The 20,687-nt window shown below is 40.7% G+C and carries 21 protein-coding genes; 12 read left to right on the top strand and 9 right to left on the bottom strand.

From position 1 onward, the window contains the following. The gene (glsA, locus tag ACM0OW_RS11075; protein WP_414550113.1) at window positions 1–978 is read left to right on the top strand and encodes a glutaminase A; all 978 of its coding nucleotides are present in this window, start codon (window positions 1–3) and stop codon (window positions 976–978) included. A 73-nt stretch (window positions 979–1,051) separates the two neighbouring features. Here glsA and ACM0OW_RS11070 read toward each other — a convergent pair whose 3' ends face one another. Beyond that, the gene (locus tag ACM0OW_RS11070) at window positions 1,052–3,070 is read right to left on the bottom strand and encodes a glycoside hydrolase family 10 protein (RefSeq protein WP_414550112.1); all 2,019 of its coding nucleotides are present in this window, start codon (window positions 3,068–3,070) and stop codon (window positions 1,052–1,054) included. 158 nt (window positions 3,071–3,228) lie between these two features. On the opposite strand from ACM0OW_RS11070, the gene ACM0OW_RS11065 reads away from it, so the two are divergent. Together ACM0OW_RS11065 and ACM0OW_RS11060 are read left to right on the top strand one after the other, a co-directional pair. Further along, complete coding sequence (locus tag ACM0OW_RS11065; protein WP_414550110.1) at window positions 3,229–3,786, top strand: Uma2 family endonuclease; 558 nt, start codon at window positions 3,229–3,231, stop codon at window positions 3,784–3,786. Between the two features lie 198 nt (window positions 3,787–3,984). Beyond that, the gene (locus ACM0OW_RS11060; protein ID WP_414550109.1) at window positions 3,985–4,437 is read left to right on the top strand and encodes a hypothetical protein; all 453 of its coding nucleotides are present in this window, start codon (window positions 3,985–3,987) and stop codon (window positions 4,435–4,437) included. 50 nt (window positions 4,438–4,487) lie between these two features. Here the strand turns inward: ACM0OW_RS11060 and ACM0OW_RS11055 are convergent, their stop codons facing one another. Further along, a complete protein-coding gene (locus ACM0OW_RS11055) occupies window positions 4,488–5,885 on the bottom strand; it encodes an amidohydrolase (protein WP_414550108.1) in 1,398 nt (465 codons plus the stop codon). 83 nt (window positions 5,886–5,968) lie between these two features. On the opposite strand from ACM0OW_RS11055, the gene ACM0OW_RS11050 reads away from it, so the two are divergent. The 4 genes from ACM0OW_RS11050 to ilvC all read left to right on the top strand — a co-directional run bounded on the left by ACM0OW_RS11050 (window position 5,969) and on the right by ilvC (window position 9,600). Further along, a complete protein-coding gene (locus tag ACM0OW_RS11050; protein ID WP_414550107.1) occupies window positions 5,969–6,739 on the top strand; it encodes a cysteine hydrolase family protein in 771 nt (256 codons plus the stop codon). 129 nt (window positions 6,740–6,868) lie between these two features. Further along, window positions 6,869–7,324, top strand: a complete 456-nt coding sequence (locus ACM0OW_RS11045; RefSeq protein ID WP_414550106.1) for a cupin domain-containing protein — start codon at window positions 6,869–6,871, stop codon at window positions 7,322–7,324. A 283-nt stretch (window positions 7,325–7,607) separates the two neighbouring features. Then, window positions 7,608–8,477, top strand: a complete 870-nt coding sequence (locus ACM0OW_RS11040) for an aldo/keto reductase (protein WP_414550105.1) — start codon at window positions 7,608–7,610, stop codon at window positions 8,475–8,477. 127 nt (window positions 8,478–8,604) lie between these two features. Continuing rightward, a complete protein-coding gene (gene ilvC, locus ACM0OW_RS11035) occupies window positions 8,605–9,600 on the top strand; it encodes a ketol-acid reductoisomerase (RefSeq protein ID WP_414550104.1) in 996 nt (331 codons plus the stop codon). Window positions 9,601–9,937: 337 nt separating this feature from the next. On the opposite strand, the gene ACM0OW_RS11030 is transcribed toward ilvC, so the two are convergent. Together ACM0OW_RS11030 and ACM0OW_RS11025 are read right to left on the bottom strand one after the other, a co-directional pair. After that, a complete protein-coding gene (locus tag ACM0OW_RS11030; protein ID WP_414550103.1) occupies window positions 9,938–10,294 on the bottom strand; it encodes a hypothetical protein in 357 nt (118 codons plus the stop codon). 295 nt (window positions 10,295–10,589) lie between these two features. Further along, complete coding sequence (locus ACM0OW_RS11025) at window positions 10,590–11,351, bottom strand: hypothetical protein (RefSeq protein ID WP_414550102.1); 762 nt, start codon at window positions 11,349–11,351, stop codon at window positions 10,590–10,592. A 154-nt stretch (window positions 11,352–11,505) separates the two neighbouring features. Here ACM0OW_RS11025 and ACM0OW_RS11020 point away from each other — a divergent pair, with 154 nt between their 5' ends. The 4 genes from ACM0OW_RS11020 (at window position 11,506) to ACM0OW_RS11005 (ending at window position 14,166) form a co-directional block, all read left to right on the top strand. Beyond that, window positions 11,506–12,261, top strand: a complete 756-nt coding sequence (locus ACM0OW_RS11020; protein WP_414550327.1) for an EndoU domain-containing protein — start codon at window positions 11,506–11,508, stop codon at window positions 12,259–12,261. Window positions 12,262–12,343: 82 nt separating this feature from the next. Further along, complete coding sequence (locus ACM0OW_RS11015; RefSeq protein ID WP_414550101.1) at window positions 12,344–13,120, top strand: SAM-dependent methyltransferase; 777 nt, start codon at window positions 12,344–12,346, stop codon at window positions 13,118–13,120. Window positions 13,121–13,317: 197 nt separating this feature from the next. Then, the gene (locus ACM0OW_RS11010) at window positions 13,318–13,659 is read left to right on the top strand and encodes a cupin domain-containing protein (protein WP_414550100.1); all 342 of its coding nucleotides are present in this window, start codon (window positions 13,318–13,320) and stop codon (window positions 13,657–13,659) included. A 12-nt stretch (window positions 13,660–13,671) separates the two neighbouring features. Beyond that, on the top strand, window positions 13,672–14,166 hold the full coding sequence (locus ACM0OW_RS11005; protein ID WP_414550099.1) for a hypothetical protein: 495 nt from the start codon (window positions 13,672–13,674) through the stop codon (window positions 14,164–14,166). A gap of 247 nt (window positions 14,167–14,413) precedes the next feature. Here ACM0OW_RS11005 and ACM0OW_RS11000 read toward each other — a convergent pair whose 3' ends face one another. Together ACM0OW_RS11000 and ACM0OW_RS10995 are read right to left on the bottom strand one after the other, a co-directional pair. Next, window positions 14,414–15,115, bottom strand: coding sequence for a Crp/Fnr family transcriptional regulator (locus ACM0OW_RS11000; RefSeq protein WP_414550098.1), 702 nt, complete (start codon window positions 15,113–15,115; stop codon window positions 14,414–14,416). Window positions 15,116–15,118: 3 nt separating this feature from the next. Next, window positions 15,119–16,522 (bottom strand): amidase, encoded by a 1,404-nt coding sequence (locus tag ACM0OW_RS10995; RefSeq protein WP_414550097.1) that lies wholly within the window; start codon window positions 16,520–16,522, stop codon window positions 15,119–15,121. Between the two features lie 225 nt (window positions 16,523–16,747). On the opposite strand from ACM0OW_RS10995, the gene ACM0OW_RS10990 reads away from it, so the two are divergent. Further along, window positions 16,748–18,247 (top strand): hypothetical protein, encoded by a 1,500-nt coding sequence (locus ACM0OW_RS10990; protein WP_414550096.1) that lies wholly within the window; start codon window positions 16,748–16,750, stop codon window positions 18,245–18,247. 51 nt (window positions 18,248–18,298) lie between these two features. Here ACM0OW_RS10990 and ACM0OW_RS10985 read toward each other — a convergent pair whose 3' ends face one another. The 3 genes from ACM0OW_RS10985 to ACM0OW_RS10975 form a co-directional block, all read right to left on the bottom strand. Continuing rightward, on the bottom strand, window positions 18,299–18,928 hold the full coding sequence (locus ACM0OW_RS10985) for a Uma2 family endonuclease (protein WP_414550095.1): 630 nt from the start codon (window positions 18,926–18,928) through the stop codon (window positions 18,299–18,301). A gap of 165 nt (window positions 18,929–19,093) precedes the next feature. Then, the gene (gene map / locus ACM0OW_RS10980) at window positions 19,094–19,921 is read right to left on the bottom strand and encodes a type I methionyl aminopeptidase (protein WP_414550094.1); all 828 of its coding nucleotides are present in this window, start codon (window positions 19,919–19,921) and stop codon (window positions 19,094–19,096) included. A gap of 186 nt (window positions 19,922–20,107) precedes the next feature. Then, complete coding sequence (locus ACM0OW_RS10975) at window positions 20,108–20,617, bottom strand: multicopper oxidase domain-containing protein (protein WP_414550326.1); 510 nt, start codon at window positions 20,615–20,617, stop codon at window positions 20,108–20,110. Window positions 20,618–20,687 lie beyond the last annotated feature (70 nt).

The raw sequence follows: 20,687 nt of genomic DNA, 5'->3' as shown, positions 1-20,687 counted from the left end.
ATGGCAAATCCAGTAAATTCAGAAGATTTAGAAATCGTCTCAGCACCATTTTTAGCTGTTCTCAACGAGTTGTATTCCAAATACAAGTCCCAGAGAGAGGGTAAATTAGCCAACTATATTCCCGAACTGGCGAAGGTAAATCCAGAATTATTCAGCATTTGTATTGTGACTGTAGATGGACAGATTTACCAAGTGGGGGATTATCAGCAGCAATTTACCATCCAGTCCATTTCTAAGGTATTTGCTTATGGACTGGCTTTAGAAGATCATGGACGGGATTATGTGTTAACTAGAGTTGGTGTTGAACCAACAGGAGACGCATTTAACGCCATTATTCTCGATGAACAATCGAAGCGACCTTATAACCCAATGGTAAATGCAGGTGCGATCGCTACTACCAGTTTGATTAAAGGATCTGGTGCAACCGAACGCTTAAACCGGGTGCTGGATATGTTTCGGAGATATACCGGACGCGATGCACTGGTGGATATCTCTGTTTTTACCTCTGAACGCAGTACGGGACATCGTAACCGCGCGATCGCACATTTAATGCTCAATTTTGGCATGATTGACCAAAATATTGAAGAAGTTTTGGATCTTTACTTTCAGCAATGCGCTGTGATCGTGAATTGCCAAGACTTAGCAATGATGGCGGCGACTCTGGCTAACAAAGGTATTAACCCGGTTACAGGCGAACAAGCGGTAGATAGTCGTCATATCAAAGATATTCTCAGCGTCATGTACACTTGCGGGATGTACAACTTTTCGGGTGAATGGGCTTATACAGTTGGTATTCCGGCTAAAAGTGGCGTTTGTGGTGGAATTATAGCAGTTGCACCGCACAAAATGGGCATTGGTGTATTTTCGCCATTGTTAGATGTGCGTGGTAATAGTGTCCGGGGAGTCAAGGTGTGTGAGGAACTTTCCCGGCGGTTAGGTTTACATTTATTTGATTGTTCAGGGGACACCAAGTTTTAACAGTTATAAGTTATCAGTCAAGAGATATGATTGGTTTCATGTCCAGCTTATACCTTGATAACTGTTCACTGATTTAATTGACTGTAATCATCAAACCCTGACTCTCGTTCCCTAACCTATCCACTGTACACACTGCATAGTTTCCGGCTTGTTGGACAGTGGCGAAGGTTGTCCCAGCAGACAATATTCGTTGAAGTATCCAAGTGTTACCAGTCTGCCGATAAAGTGTCCAAGAACGAACCGGTTGATTAATACCAGGGTCCCAACTGAGGCGGCGATTATTAACTTCTAGTCTATGGGGTGGTATTGGTGCTGTTGCATTTTGCCATGACATAGTGGGTACTATTGCCGGGGTGGTATAAAGGGAATTGCGGAAACTGTCAGCAATTCCCTGACGATTTTGATTAATCGAACTCATGCTAAAGAAAATATTACCCAGTGACAAGTTAGCGGCTAGGTTGCGACTAATGATCACTTGTTTGTCAATTTCGTCATTTTTCCAAGCTTTGCCATCGAGTTGACTAAGATTGTTACCTACATATATATGTCGCTGCTGAGGATTAATTTCTGTCCACCATTTCAGCAAGACGGGATAACTCTGTGCTGTTTGGTCGATGCGCCAATAAAGTTGAGGGGCTATGTAATCTACCCAGCCTTGTTCTAACCATTTTTTCGCATCAGCATACAGGACATTATAGGCATCTAAGCCATTGATTCCTGGTGGTTGTCCTGGTCGGTAAATGCCAAAGGGACTAATGCCGAATTTAACGTGGGGCTTTGTGGCTTTAATTCCTTGAAATAGGCGCAATACCATTTGATCAACATTTTGCCGTCGCCAGTCTGCTAAACTCAGTCCACCACCTGCGGATCTATATGTTGCATAGGTTTTATCGTCGGGGAAGTCTTGACCCCGGATAGGATAGGGATAAAAATAATCATCGAGGTGAACAGCATCAATATCATAGCGGCGCACAACATCCATGATCACGTTGTAAGCCCTGTCTTGGACGAATTTGATTCCTGGGTCCATCCATAGTTGATTACCCCATTGGTAAACGACTTCAGGATTAGTCAAAGCTATATGGGGTCTGGCGTTGGGTCTGGCGGCGATGCTAGTTTTGGCGCGGTAGGGGTTGAACCAAGCATGAAGTTCAATATTGCGTTTGTGACATTCGGCGATCGCAAACTCCAAAGGATCATAATATGGTTGTGGTGCTGTACCTTGAGTTCCTGTCAACCAAGCACTCCACGGTTCTAACTGGGAAGCATACAAAGCATCGCCTTCTGGACGTACCTGTAAAATCAGGGCGTTAAAATTCAGCGCTTGGAGTCGAGTGACAATTTCGATAAATTCAGCTTGCTGTTCTGCTGTGGAAAGTCCGGCTTTAGAAGGCCAATCACTATTCCATACTGTTGTCACCCACGCCCCCCGAAATTCTCGCCGATGATTCAAGCTAATTGTTTGAGAAATGGGTTCAATTTTTGGCGGAAGTATGATATAGTCTGATTTAATTTTATCAGCTTGACCTAAATAAACTAAAGTTTGGTAAACCATAACTGCCACTTCTGCACGAGTTGCAGCTATAGTGGGGTTAAGTAATTTGACATTGGGATAACTAGCTACTAATTCAGTTCTAGTTGCGATCGCCACTTGACTTCTAGCATAGCCAGGAATTTTCTCTGCATCTTGATAGATTTCCGGTAATTCACTCAGCAAGTCTGGTTTGACAGCAGCAGCCATTTCCAAACCATTGACCATAGCCACTAAAACATCGCTGCGGAAAATTCTGTCATTGGGGCGAAAACGTCCGTCAGGATAACCGATGAGAAACCCTGTTTCGTAAGCTTTTTTAATGGCATTTATCGCCCAGTGATTAGCCGGAACATCAGCAAAGGGGACATACTGACGCTTGGCAGATACTGTAAATACAGATCCAAGTATAGCGGCAAATTCAGCACGAGTGACTGAGTTATCAGGTCGAAAAGTCCCATTAGGATAACCATTTAAAATGCGACGCGCCGCTAATTCTTCAATAAATAGGCTGGCCCAATGATTTTTAACATCCGGGAAACGAGTAGAATTAGATATCATGAGCGATTTTAGCTAGCTTGGCTTAATTCTCATATTCTTTGTTAATTTAGCAACAGTCAAGCGATCTGCTTACAGCAGCGCTCCGCGAACGCATCTGTGATAGCGTATAAATTTTAATGATTGTCATTCCCCGCTTTTTCTCTGGGTAGGATAAAAGTATGGTTAATACTCGAACAACACTGACTCTAGAAGAATTTCTGAACCTACCAGAAAACGATGTAAACTATGAGTTTGTTGATGGTCAGGCCGTCCCGAAAGTGTCTCCAAAATTTTTTCATTCAACTTTACAGCTAGCGTTAGGGTTATTAATTCGTTTATGGTGTAAAGGCAAAGGTAGAGTAGGTACAGAATGGACTGTTATTTTAAAGCGTCAAGGTAAAGATTGGGTTCCTGTTCCTGATTTAACTTATATTTCCTATGAACGTTTACCCGCCAGTTGGAAGCGCAATGAAGCTTGTCCAGCGATTCCAGAATTGGTAATTGAAATTATTTCACCTGACCAAACTATAAAGGAATTTGAGGAGAAGGCGAAGGATTATTTAGCTGCGGGTGTATCCATCGTTTGGGTTGTAGACCCGGAAGCTGTTAGTATTAGAGTTTTCTTACCTGATGGTTCGAGTCAAGTGTATACAGATAATATGCTGATTGTGAATCCACTCCTGCCTGGTTTAGAATTAACTACAAGACAGGTATTTGAAGAAGCCGATTTAATTTAATATTTTTATTCAATCTTCAAAAAATACATTAACAGTATTAAAGTCTATAAAAATATCACCCACAGCCAAAGCCGGGAAAATCAATCACTGAGGGCTTTAGGTGTGAGTGTGGAGAAAAAAAGACGTAACTAACAAGGGACACATTTTTGATTTACTAGCTAAAATATAATCTTAAAGAACTAGCTTAGTATTTGACAAGTGAGAAAAATCATCCTTTACACCTTATTCTTACTTAGCTTATTCAGTGTTCTGAGTTTTTCTGAGATTTCTGCTTATATCTCGAAAAAACGTCCGTTAATTACCTGTCAGCAATGGGGATTTCATAAACAACAAGAGGCAAAATCTTACACCCATCCTGATAAGTTAGTCGTCCGACCTTGGCGTGGTCCACATAATGTCTACGCTTTATTTTTAATTCCTAGTGAGTACCGAAGTGAGGGTTTATTCACAGTTACCATCCCTGGAGATCGAACTTATTGCGGCAGATTTCAGGATATTGGCAAGGTTTCATCTGGAGTTGATGAAGAAAAAAATTACACCATCATTAGGGGATTTTTAAACACTCGAATTGCTCTGAAGTTAATTGCTGAAGGTCAGCTGGATCAGTTACGGAAACCAGATAATTGGCGGTTGGGTTATTTTAAGCGTTAACAAGTTTAAGATTTTAACGCAAAGGGGCGCGGAGGAAATTTTTGTGTGGGTTATAAGTCCATGACGTGGCGATAATGAGTTTCTATTTGGGCGACGGTTTGAGATTTGCGTTTTGTTTCCCACTGACTACGATTAAATAGTTCTTGTTTTAAGTTATCTACGTCAATGGTGTCAATTTGATAATTGCTAATTATTTGTTTCCCGTTTACCCAAGCACTATGGACAACGTTCGTGGGGCGACCTAATACTAATAAACCTATGGGATCTGTGCGAGGAAGTAATGATAAACTTTTGAGGTCATAAAGTACTAAATCGGCTTGTTTACCTACGGTAAGGGAACCGATTTTGTCAGCTACATTTAGTCCTTTTGCTCCTCCTAATGATGCCATTTCCACAGATTTTCTGGGTGTGATCCAGTTTTGATAGTCTGAGTCTGTAATGTTGTGCAGGATAGAACCGATTTTGATGGCTTCTAGCAAGTCTTGGGAGTCGTTACTAGAAGCTCCATCACAGCCAAAAGTTACGTTTACGCCAGATTGAATATATTTTAAAATTGGGGCGATTCCACTGCCTAAACGCAGGTTACTCAAGGGATTATGGACAACTGTTGATTGGGTTTGGGCGAGAATTTGAATATCATGATCATTTAACCAGACACAATGTGCCAATGATGTGCGATCGCCTAAATATCCAATCCGTTGCAAATGTTCAACCGCAGTACAACCGTATTTTTCTTGGGCGAGTTTTTCTTGGGCTTTGGTTTCTAATAAATGGGAGTGACGACAAAGATTATAGCGATCGCTTAATTCAATACAGCCTTCAAATAAAGCATCACTACACAATTGTATCCCCGTGGGTGCAACTAATAGACTCACACCTTCTTCGGGACGATGAAATTTCTCCACCGCTGCTTCTATAATTTCTAATGTCGCCGCAGTTGAGCGAAAATAAGGTTCATGGTTCTGCACTGACTCCCCTGATGGGATACCGGCTGTGAGGGATTCATCTTGAATTAGGGGCGCAATAAAAGCCCGAATACCCACTTCTCGATAAGCACGTACCGCAGTGGCGATGGTTTCTAATTCTTGTCCAGGAGTCAACACCAAATGGTCTACTACACTGGTTCCACCGGAAAGTAAAGTTTCTACAGCTGTTCCCAAAGCACTCAGATAAACTTTTTCTAAATCTAAGGGCGCAAAGTCATATAATTCGGCTAGCCATAATTCTAAAGGGAAAATTGACATAATCCCCCGTTGCCACATTTCTGATGAATGGGTGTGGGCGTTAACGAAACCAGGGAGTAATAGTTTATTGCTACCATCAAAGGTAGTACCGATGACATCTAAATTTGGTGCGATCGCCGCTATTTTACCATCGACAACCTGCACATCTACAGTTGCATAATCGTCGTTGGTGGCAATCAGAACATTTTGAATCGTAAAATCCACTTTATTTAACCTTAATTAAGTAATCGAACAAACAGGAGCAATTCAAGTTACAAATTTAAGAACTGTGTTGGGTGTTGTAATTTATGAATCTGCCATTACGGACGTTGGGAGTTGAACCAAATGCGTGGACTGTGAATCAGGCGCTCGCAGATATTACTCGTCCTGCAAAGTACCCACAAACCGTTATTTTACCAACGGAAACTAAAACTCTGCGCCTGGACTTGGCAAAAACTGCGATCGTCATCATTGATATGCAAAACGATTTCTGTCACCCTGATGGATGGTTAGCGCATATTGGTGTGGATGTGACACCAGCCCGTCAACCCATAGAACCTTTAAATAGTTTACTGCCAAAACTACGTGCTGTGGATGTGCCGGTGATTTGGCTGAACTGGGGAAATCGTCCCGACTTACTCAACATTAGTGCTGGTTTACTGCACGTCTATAACCCTACAGGAGACGGCGTAGGATTGGGTGATCCTCTGCCCAACAATGGTGCTAAAGTCCTGATGGCGGGTAGTTGGGCGGCGGCAGTAGTAGATGAACTGCAACAGCTACCAGAAGACATCTGTGTGGATAAATACCGGATGAGTGGGTTTTGGGATACGCCTTTAGATAGTATTCTGCGGAACTTGGGAAGAACGACACTATTATTTGGGGGTGTGAATGCTGATCAATGTGTGATGACTACCCTATGTGATGCCAATTTTTTAGGATATGACTGCATTTTAGTTAAGAATTGCACAGCTACTACTTCTCCTGAGTATTGTTGGCAGGCAACATTATACAACGTTAATCAATGTTTTGGTTTTGTGACTGACTCAGAAGCGATTTTAAAAGTGCTTTCTTCTTAATTGGGTGGTGTGAATATATGAGGAACTAACCGCAAAGTACACAAAGGAAGAAGGGAAGAAGAAGGAAAGAGATGTGATGAGTGCTGAGTAGAGAGTATTTACCGTTATCAATTGTAAGGGGATGAATCTATGGACGCTACTAAATGTGTAATTCCTATTATCAAGTCTCCCAAGGACTATCAAACATATCGTATCAGTCCACAAGACTCAAATCGGTTGGCGATTATTTTTGATTCCATCAATGCTAATACTTCTTTAACTTCCTGCATCGAAATTTTTGATGTAGGTGGACAAACACCACCAAATCGTCATCAATGGGCGGTAGAAATGTTTTTTGTCCTCAAAGGGGAAGGGGTAGCTATGTGTGATGGTAAGAGTGTCCAAATTCAAGCCGGGGATAGTTTATTAGTACCTCCAACTGGCACTCATTTAATTAAGAATACAGGGAAGAATCGCTTATATACTTTAACTGTCATGGTTCCCAATGAAGATTTTTCCGAATTAATTCGCAGTGGTATTCCTGTGGAGTTAGATGCAGAGGATATGGAAGTATTAGGAAGACAAAATGCGTTAATGCCTTGTTAAAGAGGTTTGTAGTGGGGACTTTAGTCCTCTCCATTTCATTAGGGTATTTCCCATTCATTTTTTGGATGCAGTGTCATACGCCAATACCATCAGATACTCCACTCTATGTATCTTCTTACCTGCTGCTCTCAACCTTTTTAGGGGGTTAGACCCCCTATTCGCCAGATGTATCCTTCAATTCGTCGGGGATCTTTCTTGCTATTCGATAAACCACCCCATAGATGAATTGTCAAAAATTCCTCAGCAGTTAATAAATATAGTACTGCAAACTAAAACTAGAAGCATGGAAACCAAACAACTAGGAAATACAGGTGTATACGTGAGTACAATCGGCTTGGGTGGAATGCCTATGTCAATTTATGATCGCCCTCCTGAAGCCCAATCAATTGCAGTCATTCATCGGGCTTTGGATTTGGGGGTGACATTTATTGATACTGCTGATTCTTACTGCAAAGATGAATCAGATAAGCACCACAACGAGCGACTAATTCACCAAGCCCTGAAAACTTACAAAGGTGATATTAGTCAAGTCATTGTCGCCACCAAAGGCGGTTTAATGCGACCTGATGGTAGTTGGGGACGTAACGGCAAACCAGAACATTTACGCCAAACCATTCGTGAAAGCTTTGAAATTTTCGGAGGAGACAAACCCATTGATTTGTGGCAATACCATTCTCCAGATCCTAATTACACCATAGAAGCATCCCTAGCACCAGCCAAAGAAGCTGTAGAAGCCGGTTTAATTCGATTTGTGGGAGTTTCTAACTTTTCCGTAGAGCAAATTAAACAAGCACGGGATGTAGTAGATATTGTCTCTGTGCAGAATCAATACAGTCCTTGGCACAGACAGCCAGAAACCGATGGCGTATTGCAATATTGTGAACAGGAAAAAATCACCTTTTTACCTTGGAGTCCCTTTGGGGGAATGCGTCGTCATGCCAACTTGCCAGATATTCAGGCGGTCGCCCAATTAGCCCAAGAAAAAGGCGTATCATTATACTGTATCGTCTTGGCATGGTTGCGTTCCAAATCCCCCTGTATTTTGCCTATTCCTGGCGCTAGTCAAGTTTCCAGCATTGAAGACACAGTACTTGCTGTCAATGTCAAACTATCAGATGCAGAAGTACAAAAAATTGATCAAGCCACTTCTTGACCAGTTATCAGTTATCAGTTCAGAGACAAATCGGCGTGATCACTGTTCACTGTTCACTGTCCACTGATTTAAGGTATGATCGAAAGCTGCTAATTAATGACCATGCTGCTGACAGGAGATGCATATTATGGCCCGGATGTATTATGACGAAGATGCCAATTTAGACCTTTTGGCTGGAAAAACAATTGCCATTATTGGCTATGGTTCCCAAGGTCATGCCCACGCTTTGAATCTAAAAGATAGTGGTTTGAATGTGATTGTGGGACTATATCCGGGTAGTAAGTCAGCAGCAAAAGCCGAAGCAGCTGGTTTAACTGTGAAACCTGTGGCGGATGCTGCGAAAGCTGCTGATTTCATCATGATTTTGTTACCTGATGAAGTCCAAAAGACAGTTTACAAAGAAGAAATTGAACCAAATCTGCAAGAAGGTAATGTTGTCGCCTTCGCCCACGGTTTTAATATTCACTTTGGACAAGTAGTACCACCTGCTAACGTAGACGTGGTAATGGTAGCACCCAAAGGCCCTGGACATTTGGTGCGCCGGACTTATGAACAAGGACAAGGCGTACCAGCCCTGTTTGCAGTTTATCAAAATGCTAGTGGTCAGGCACGCGATCGCGCAATGGCTTACGCTAGAGGTATTGGTGGTACACGCGCCGGAATTCTGGAAACCACATTCCGCGAAGAAACCGAAACAGATTTATTTGGCGAACAAGCCGTATTGTGTGGTGGTTTAAGCGCCTTAATTAAAGCTGGATTTGAAACCTTAGTAGAAGCAGGTTATCAACCAGAATTGGCTTACTTTGAATGTCTCCACGAAGTTAAACTGATTGTTGATTTGGTTGTAGAAGGTGGACTAGCCGAAATGCGTGATAGCATTTCTAACACAGCCGAATATGGCGACTACACTCGTGGACCACGTGTTGTCAACGCCAACACCAAAGCTGAAATGAAGAAGATTCTCAGCGAAATTCAATCTGGGCAATTTGCACGCGAATTCGTCTTAGAAAATCAATCTGGTAAACCAGGATTTACCGCCATGCGCCGCCAAGAAGCCGAACATCCCATTGAAGAAGTCGGCAAAGATTTACGCGCCATGTTTAGCTGGTTAAAGAAAGTGTAATTAACGCTTGTAGTGAGGGCTACAGCCCTCAAATAAAACTTCAGGCGATTTACAAATAAAAGAAAAAAATGTAGGTTGGGTTAAGCGCAGCGCAACCCAACCCAATACCTTTCGGTTAAGGGATGTAGAGACGTTCCATGTAACGTCTCTACAAGGGTTTTCGGCTCACGAATTTTCTTAACCGAACAGTATTGCAACCCAACCTACTTCTAATGCACTGCTTTAGGCTTGTCACGCTACTACAATTTTTGGGTAATTAATTTTTTGGTGTTACCTAACTTAATTGATATGCTAATAATTACTGCCTACTAATACTTTTTGGATTCTATGTCCTAGTTTATTTTATATATAATTGTTCACTCACTTCATTTCCATCTTCATTTATTTCAACGCATTCAAAATTACTATTTATATCTTGCTCTCGATACTTTTGTAAGAGTTGCTGTAGCAGTGCTTTTACTTGGTCAAGTGTTTCGGATATATTACCTTCCAGCAAAAAACTTGGTTCTTCTACTTCATCAATGACTGCATTATAACAATACAAGTAAATTTTCTCCTTTTCATATAATATTTCTTCGCCACGGAGTCTTATTTTAATGTCTAAGTTATCTGTTAATAGCCACTTTTTTAAGATAGAAGCAACTATGTTATAATCACCAGAATAAATACTTCCATAAAATGCTATTTTATTCATAATGCCTATTTCGTTTGAAATATGCTGTATAACTTACAGCGATTTTCAGGTAAATGAACCACAGTTTAAAATCTCACGCATTAGCGTAGCGTTCGCGGAGCGTGCCGTAGGCTCTAGTACGAAGTACGTTAGGCGCAAAGACGCAAAGGAAGAAAGAAATACAGATATCAGCTTGTGGTCTAAATACATGAAAACTGCTGTAAGTATTCCCTTCAAAGTCAACTGACCAATCACTTAGTTTGATTTACTGAAAATATTTGGGGCTTCAGTTCTCAGTTAAAAACTCCAGCCCTCACTACATATAATCCAAAAAAGAATTTATCCTAGCTACCGCATAGCGGACGCTTTTTTCATCAGTATATTCTGGATTAATAGGAATCTCATCGAAAGATTTCAGCACAATCACCGCGCGATAAAGCTTATTATATTTAAATTGTTTGTCTCGAATATCCACACGCAGAATATTTTCTAGTGGTTCCTCAATAACTTGCTGACGCATCAAACTTTTACGCTCGATAAATACCTGATTCAGACTTTTGTAGAAAGTACAATTAGTCACGGGCTTTGTTGCTAAAAAAATCCCATCAGCCGTGATAATTAACAGAACTAAATTTAAGAAAAATAGAAAGTTGCGTTGATTTTGTTTGACTAATAAATACTTTTGCCCAGAATAGAGAAAATTGTTAATTTCCTGGGAAACTCGCTGATTTTCTCTATAACTCTGATTTGATATCATCTCACGTTCTCCCAAGGAAGTCACAATCATCACACGATAACTTGTACTCTTGCTACTTTTGGTAGTTTTCACGTATGCGTCCTGGATATCAAAAATTCTCAGCCTCTCCTTCCTTCCCAGCAAACTAGACCGCCTCAATTCACAGTTAATTTCATTAGGTAAAGGGCGTTGACAAGTGAGAGTAGCGGCTGCAAATTCAAACCACAAGAAGTAAATTAAGAAAACCAAACAGCCAATAAAAAATGACCCTCCAAACAACCATACACGAATCGGTCGGTGCTTGAGTCGTAATCTAGTGCGCGTTTCTTCGATAATTTCCATCAATATTGGTATATAAAAGACTTAACTCATAATTTGAGTATTCCCTGCAAAGTCAACTTACCAATCAAAAAATATGCCCAAAACACACCTTAAGCCGGTAAAGCAGCGACTTCACAGACTTATAAGTCTATTATTCTTAGCTTGCTTCCTGGGGATGCAAAATACCGCACAAGCACAGTCTCAGCCACCAGCTAAACTTTTGCCATTTTTCGATAATATCAATAACCCGATTCCTATAGGTTTTCCCAGAGGTCAGAGATTAGACATAACACCACCCGCACCACTGCTAAATCCCTTTGACAAAGCTGTTCTCAATATCTGTGGTTCCATAGGAACAAGAGTTAACCGGAATAAATTTAAACAGTTGTTATCCTCTTACCCAGGTGTATTACAGAAGCTTCAAACAGTTAGCGGCGGCGAAATTCGTCCAGGACGCAGGAATAAAACCGAATTTATCGAAGATTTAACCGATGTTTGGTTTAAAAATCGGGGGTTTGAACATATTTTTTGTGGCGAACTTAAGAGCGATAATAAAATTGGTGGCTTGCATTTTTATGGTAGATATTTACAGTTACAAAATGAAGGAATTGGCGGACGCTTACCAAATAATCAAAGGCGTGAAGAAGTGGTTCCTGGTGTCATTTATACAATGGGTGTGGTAATTAACCAAGGAAACCGCACATTTACAGATGTAATTAAAGGCTATAGTTATCTGAGTAATGCTCAAGAATTGCTTGTAGATGCTACCCAAATTTTTAAGCTCCAAAGAAATTCTGAAGGAGCCTGTATTTTTAATGTCCGAGACCAAGATACTGGCAAAACTTTTCCTAAAGTTTTTGTGCGAAGACAACAGGCTATAGTTACCTTCTATCCTGATGCTACTCCCCAAGGTGCAAACTGCCAAAGATAATTTCCTTCTTTGAGCTACCTCAGAGACAGCAGCATAAATTTATGACAAATTGAGGATATAAGCAGTTCGGAGGGTTACAGAGATGACCAACGCTATCCTCAATTTCCAAACAGCTTCTGGACACCAAGTTTTAGCCGCAGCAGGTAAAAAATATCTGCGTCCTGGTGGAAGAATAGCAACAGAAAAATTATGCCAATGGGCGAATTTTCAGCCTGGTGAAACAGTCTTAGAATTAGCTTCTAGCTTTGGATACAGTGCAATATCTCTGGCGCAACGCTACCATGTGAAAGTAGTAGGGATAGAAAAAAATCCTGAGAGTGTAGTTCGTGCGCGTGAAAACGTCCGCGCTGCTGGGTTAGAAAATCAAATTGAAATCATTGAAGGTGATATTTTTCATCTGGATGTCATACCAGGAAAGTTTGATTACGTTTTAGCTGAAGCCATTCTCACAATGCAGTCTCCAGCCGGGAAAGCCAAGATTTTGCAGGGAATTCACAACCGACTCAAAACGGGAGGTAAGTTTCTTTCCCATGAATTATTAGCAACTGACAAAGAAGAGAAAATTAGTGCTGATTTAGCAAAAATAATTCGAGTTAATTCTACACCACTTTCAGCCGATAACTGGATTGGAGCTTGTGCGAAAGCAGGATTAGAAGTAGAGAAACATCAAACTGGAAAGATGAGTTTATTAAACTTAAGGAAGATGTTTCAAGATGAAGGTATTTTTAACACCATTCAGATTTTGTGGAATATCCTGACGCAGAAATATATCCGCCGAAGAGTATTAGAAATGCGCCATATTTTCCAAAAATACCATCAAGAATTAGGCTATATCATTCTGTGCGCTGTCGCTCAATAGCTAGCCATATAAATTCTTTCCTTCTTTCCTTCTTTCTTTGTGTACTTTGCGTACTAAAGCCCTGGGGGCATACGCTGCGCGTTAGCGGAGCTTTCGCTTTAGCGATATGCGGTTAGTTCCTCCAGACTACACCACATCAGCTATCATGCAGAGTTGATATTATTCCTAATAATATCTCAAATCAAAACCTCAAAAATATGACTAATCAAACAACAAAAAACCAATCTCTAATTACCCAACTGCGAGAACAAATTGAATATCCCAGTGCAGGCGTTCTCAGCAAAGTCATAACTCAAGATAAAGCGTGCCAATACACTTTATTTTGTCTAGCAGCGACAACTGAGATTTCCGAACATACGTCTACTCGCAATGCCACCGTTAATGTCTTAGAAGGTAGAGGTGTACTTACATTATTAGGTAAAGATATTACCCTTGAACCTGGGGTTTTTATCTTGATGCCTGCTAATACACCCCATGCTTTAAAAGCAGAAGAAAATTTAGCTTTTTTACTCACCCTTTCTGAAAAAATAGATAAATAGGACTTTTAGCAAATGTCAATGTTAATTTCAACCTTCACAGAACATTTAGATGTTTCTCCAATTCAATTAGAAGCTATCTTGACAAAATCGCTGATTGAGTTGTTAAATTCACCTGAACTGCAAGCCAAACTAAATAGTTTAGATACTAATTTGCTCAGAGAAACTTTACCTACAGCCGGAGGCATTTTAGCTAAGGAATTACCGCCTTTTTACCACTGGCTGAAAAATGAGTTAGGTGTCAAACGTGTTCCTGATAGTCCAGATCATACGACAAAATGGGTAATCGATTTTGTGCATAATCGAGAAAGTTTAACTCATTTAGTAGAGTTACATCGTCCAGTTCCGCGTCTGGCTTTAGAAGCTGCTATTCCTCGCTTGGTAGGACTGTTTACAGGTGTGGAAGATGAGCAAATCAGGCAAGAATGGCAAAAAGCTGTGGCTGCACTTTGTTTAGTTCTAGTTGTCGCATCTCGTGAACAAGAGAGGGTAAGTTTAGCAGTTGGCTGAAGTGGGATAAAAGTTAGTTGTGATGAGCCGGTTCATTACAACTAGATTTAATTAAATGTGAATAATAATGGCTATTAGTAACAGTACAATAACCCCACCCCTAACCCCCTCCCGGCAAGCGACGAGGGGGCTATGATATACCTTATATGATTAGGAAAGGCTATAACTTGGTGGACTGACACAGCTAAAATAGTATATTGGACGTAGGTTGGGTTAAGCGCAGCGCAACCCAACCTACAATTATTATTTAATAATCTATGTTTCCAGATGCGATCGCCTCTAATTTCTGACTATCCAATATAATTATTTTACCACCCCGACTATAGGCAACTACGGAATTTAAACTTTTAATTAACCTTACACATTCTTCGTAAGTAATGCCAATACTCCGCGCCATCCGATAGTATGATAATTTAACTTTTAAAATCTCACCTTGGGAACTGATTTCGGTTCCTGATGCTTTCGCAAAATATTGGATTAATCTAGTCAGGCGAATAATTGCTCTTTCCGAAACTAATCCATGTACTGTTTCATGTAATTGCTGAATCCGATTGTTAAAAACCATCAACATTCGTAAGGCAATTTCCGGCTGATTTTGGATGGCTTGGAGTAATGCTTGACGTTGGACGGTGAGAATTTCACAATCGCATTCAGCTGTCACTGTTGCTGGTGAAATCCCATTCCCTAAAAGCGCAGGCGCAGCGAAAATTTCCCCAGCATTCAGTCCCCGCAAAATCGTTTCTTTGCCTGTGGTTGCTGTCTTAGTTACTTGAATAGAACCACTAACTACAGCATATAACTTTGCTGGTAGGCGATCGCCTTCATGCAGAATAATCTCTCCTTTGCTGTAACTTTGCACCAAGGTGTCAGGTTGCAGTTTTTCCTTGTCTGCGGTTTCTAACCCAGCAAACACGATAATTTCTGAGAGTTGTGCTAAAGATGCCTGCATAATTTAAGTTAAGGTGGCAAAATCCGGACGATGTTGAATCCAGGGATTTGCTGCTTCTAGTTGCGCCGCAAGGCTAATTAAAGTTGCTTCTGCCGCAGGTTTGCCAACTAGCTGTACACTCATGGGTAAACCATTACTATCAAATCCTACCGGAAGTGCGATCGCAGGTTGTCCGGTAGCGTTAAAGGCTGGACAAGGTGCTACCCAGTGGATAATTTTTTGGAATGTCTCTTCTGGACTCAAATTAGCCCATTCTCCCACCCGAATCGGGGAATGCAGATAAACGGGTAATACTAGTACATCTACGGTATCGAAAAACGCCACAATTTGCCTAGCGACAATCTGCATTTGAGAAACAGCGCGGAGGTATTCACCCACGGAACCTGTGCGCGAAAACAGCAAACGATTCACTGGCTGTAACGCCTCAATGGGGATTCCAGAAGCCGCTACCGCACCTTGCCAGACGGTTTGAAACGGTTCAACTAAATCAGTCAAATCAGGGCATTTCTCCTCTACTGTGTGACCTAATTCTGCTAATAATTTGACTGTTTGCAGTACCCCTTGCTGACAATTAGCGTCGGCTTCGCCCAAGGGAGGGATATTTGTACTAAAAGCAATGCGGAGATTACCGAGTTTTTCTGTAGTAGCAGCCAAAAATGAAGGTTCAGGATCGGGTAGCCAGTAAGGATCACCGGTGAAGTAGCCAGACATGATATCTAAAAGGGCAGCAGTATCAGCTACAGTCCGCCCAATTGGTCCATTAGTGGCAATTCCAGCTACGCGATTTCCTACGGGTGCGTGAGTTACCCTACCCCGTGATGGTTTGATACCTACTAAACCACAGCAAGCCGCAGGCCCCCGCACTGAACCGCCACCATCGGAACCTTGGGCGATCGCACATAGTCCTGCGGCTACAGCTGCTGCTGCACCACCACTGGAACCGCCGGGAGTATATTCTAAATTCCAGGGATTTCTAGCTGCGGGAAAACCTGTAGGTTCGGTGTAAGGAAATGAACCTAATTCTGAGGTGGCGGTTTTGCCAAGAATAGTAAATCCAGCTTGCTTAATCAGAGTTACTACCCCATCATCGTAGTCAGGGATATTTTGGATTAATGCCGGATTACCGTAGTTACAGGGAACACCTGCCACAGCATTGAGGTCTTTAATGGAAATTGGCACACCGAAAAATGGTGGTAATTCTGAGGTGGTTGCCAGTGTCTCTGTTTTGACTTTAGCATCTGCGATCGCCAATTCTGCTGTCACTGTAAAGTAACTGCCTAATTGAGGGTTCAATAGCTGAATCCGCTTTAAATATAATTCCACCAACTCTAACGGCGACACTTCCCGGCGACGAATCAAGTTCGCCAATTCGAGTGCTGGGGTAAAAGCTAAATCAATTTCGTTCATTATGTTAGTTGATGGTTATCTTGTGTATTACTGAATTTTTTGATTAAAATTGTTACTTTCATCTAATTTACGGGAACCATGTATCATATAGATTCTCAAATTTGTCAATCAACCACGAGACAGAACTTCAAGAGGCGGGGTTAAACTTTTGCTCAATCATCAAATCACTGCATAGTTATTTTAATTGTTTCGCATAAACTTTCGACAAACCGCCAAGGTATATTTATGGCTAACTTAGAAAAAATTGTTAATGAACTACCACAACTTGTTCTTAGTCTGAAGTTGAATCTTGGTAGTTCACAAGACATTATGCCACAAGTTGTCTGGATTAATAATATTCAGGATCAACTACGGAACGCTCAAAAAATAATTATTCAAGAACTTAGATTTGCCAAAGTCCAAAATTCTTCGATTAGTACGTTACCTCATGTTGCAGCATTAGCCAGTCTATCTATACCGAATGTTTTTTCTGGAAGTACAGCGATAACTGCTAGAACAAGATATATGATGGCAAAATTCGGCCATCCCACCACAGAAATATCAATTAATGACCTCCAATCAAAAATTGATTCTTGGATTGAATGGGGTGATTTTCTTCATGTTATATCCGCAGATATTTTAAGTGATGCTGAATTAGTTAGTCAAATCAATGCTGATAGTAACCATTTAAATTTATCTGCTCAAGTTCAAAGACTTAGTGATAGCTTAAAAATTAACTTAGCATTTGCCGTCCCTCAGATTTTACAGCAACAACTCCAGCAACTGAGAAATTCTCAAGCAGAAGCCTTGGAGGTAAAAGCGAAATTAAATTATATTTTCCATACCATTCAAAAAATTCCTAGTTTGTTAACAATTTTGCTAGGTGTATCATGTTTCTGTGGAAAATCGGGCTTCAGCTTAGAATGGTTAGATGATGACCAAGAATTAATTATATCTAGTAATGGTAAATTTCAAGAATTAACAGATATTCTGAATGAATGTGAAGAATTACAGGAAACCGTTAATCATTTAATTCTTAAACTTGAAACTTTAACAAAACAGGCTGAACAATCTCTGAAGTATTTTGAACCAGAAAGTCCACCAGAACCAGTTATTAATCATCAAGTAGAGGTTGCACCAAAGCTTAAATCACAGAAAGTATTCCATCCTGCTGTCATGATTGCATCAAGTTTAGTAGTCTTAATTTTTAGTGGCTGGATGATTAAAAACCAAGTTCCATATTTTCAGGATAGGGCATTGATTTCTAATCAGGAATCGACAGCAGATACTAACTTTAAATCTGCCCTCAAACTTGGTCTAGAAGCTTCCTCTCTAGTGAAAGAACCGCCACATCCTTTAATAGTTTGGCAACAAGCAGAAACAAAATGGGAAGAAGCAATAGACTTGTTAGCCAGTATCCCTGAAGGAACATCCGTTTATACTCAAGCAAATGATAGATTAGCTCTCTATCGGCTTAATCTTAGCACTATCAATGATAGAGCTACAAGTGAAAAGAAAGCAACAGAAGATTTTCAATTAGCGCAAAAATTAGCAACAGAAGCTACTTTTTTTCTAAAAAGTTCACCTCAGTCAGCGTCAAATTTAAAGCAGGCAAAAGACAAATTACAGCAAGCAATTAATTTATTAGAAAATATTCCCAAAAGCACATCAGTTTACCAAGAAGCTCAAGCAATTATTCCTAATTATAAAACCAGTTATACAGGTATTTTAATTAAGAAAAATTAATTGTGTATCCTCTAAACAATGAAAACTGATGATTGCATAAAAAATTACGAATTACGAATTACCATCACTTCCTGCATGAAAAATTTGGTCTGGTGTCAGATTTAACTCTGGGAACGCTGGCGATTGAATAGAATCGCTTCCCCGAAACTGGCTAACTTGATACTCACCTTCAATGAGTTGGTAGATAGAAATAGTCGGTTGTTTGGGATTACCAATAAATTTCCGTCCCCCTAAAGCGAGATAATCCACTACCCAATATTCAGGAATACCCATTTCCTCATAATCAGCTAACTTTTTGTAATAATCATCTCGCCAATTACTACTAACCACTTCAATTACCAATGGCACTGATGCAGCTTGAGTAACAGTTGATTGTTTTTTCCATAACGGTTCATTTGCCAAATTAGCCCGATTCAATATCAAAACATCTGGTAAGTAAGCTGATTCGCTTTCAGGTGGTTTAACCAGTGCTTGTTTAGGAATCGTATAGGGAAGATTTAGCCGTTTAATCTCCACAGATACTTCTAGCGTCAAAAATCCGCCAATATCTTCATGTTCTCCTAATGGCTGCGGCATTTCAAAAATTTCCCCATCATGTAATTCATAGCGTCTACCTTCAGGTTTCCACTCTACAAACTCTGCATAAGTTAATACTTTGGGCTTGGTTATGGCTTGAGTCATAAAACCTCATCTATCAGTTATCAGTGAACAGTGAACAGTTATCAGTCGTCGGGGCGCAAGGCCTTGCGCCCCTACCGTGTGGTCTATTTACCTAAAAATACCTGTAAGCCGATTTAGTTGGAGCTATAGACCCAATTATCTCTCTTGACTGATAACTGATAACTGTTAAAGTTTTGTGCGGTCTGTCAAAATCTCGTAACCTGTTTCTGTCACCAAGACTGTATGCTCAAACTGTGCTGATAGTGAATTATCTACAGTTACAGCCGTCCATCTGTCAGATAATATCCTGGTGTGCTTAGAACCTGCATTCAAAATTGGTTCAATTGCTAATGTCATTCCGGCGCGGAGTTTCACATTGGGCATTTCGCGGGTGCGGAAGTTGAAAACAGAAGGTTCTTCGTGTAAATTCCGACCAACACCATGTCCGGTAAATTCTTCAACTACACTGAAACCATTACCTTTTACATGGTCTTCTATTGCTCCTGCCAAGTCCAGCAAATAAGCACCCGCTTTGACTTGCTCAATACCTTTAAAAAGAGATTCTTCAGCTATGCGAATCAGTTTAGCTGCATCTGGTGTGACATCACCCACGGCGATTGTAATGCAGGAGTCACCATGAAAACCTTGATAGTAAGCGCCAGTATCTACTTTTAATACATCCCCGGTGCGAATTACTTTCTTAGCATTGGGGATACCATGCACCACTTCATTATTAATACTGGAGCAAATAGAACCCTTAAAGCCGTGATATCCCTTAAAGCTTGGTGTCGCATCCATTTCGCGGATACGTTTTTCTGCATAAGCATCCAAATCAGCCGTAGTCATTCCCGGCTGTACCAGCTCAGAAATTTCTTTGAGTACAGTCGCCACAATTTTTCCTGATTGCCGCATAATGTCAATTTCACGCGGCGATTTAATTTCAATACCTCGGCGTTGTTTTTTTGCAGGTTGAGCCTGAGTTTTTTGAGAAAGCAAGTTACTGAGAATGTTCATGGGGAATTAATAATTACTGGCGTTTTACTACTACAGCCGCAATATTCTTTCTTAATTGAAAAACAATATCTATATTTAAGTTAACTTATTTTTGCCCACACGCTGATGGGGCATCGGATATGGGATATAGAAAATACCTCCCTTGTAGAGACGCGATGAATCGCGTCTCTCAATGTCTCTCAATGACTAACGGATAGCAATTTCACCACTCATACCTGCTTCTGTATGTCCTTGTATGGAACAGTGTAAATTATAACTTCCTGGTTTCATCGGTACGAACACCCATTCCGCCTCACCACCAGGCTTGAGTTCGAGTTCATGAATTGCGCCTTTAACTTCTACTTTGCCTGCTTGGACTTTTTGTGTCCAGATACCATCGGCAAAGTCTTTGGCGGTGAAATAATGCTTCAATTGGCTGGGATTATGCAGGCGCAGTAGATAGCGTTTACCCGGCTCAAATTCTAAATGATCGGGTTCAAACTTAAGTTCGTTAGCAGAATTACCTAAACTAATTGTAATTTCTGTAGCTGGTTGCTTCAATAAATTGTCTGTAAAATTAGCTGCGATCGCCCGCTCATTAATCCCAAAACCAATACATACCAACAAAAATGCTACAACAGTTCTCCAGATTAGTCGCAGTCTTACCTGTAAAAAAAGGTATAATTTATGATTTTCTTTTGTAAATAACGCCTTCATTATTATCAATAGCCCTAACAAAAATTGTGGTAACAAATTACAAAAAGCCACCTTGCCTATTCTATGACCA

The sequence above is a fragment of the Anabaena sp. CCY 0017 genome (assembly GCF_963920885.1).
Lineage (GTDB): Bacteria > Cyanobacteriota > Cyanobacteriia > Cyanobacteriales > Nostocaceae > Nodularia.
This window is presented reverse-complemented; position numbering and strand designations above follow the sequence as displayed.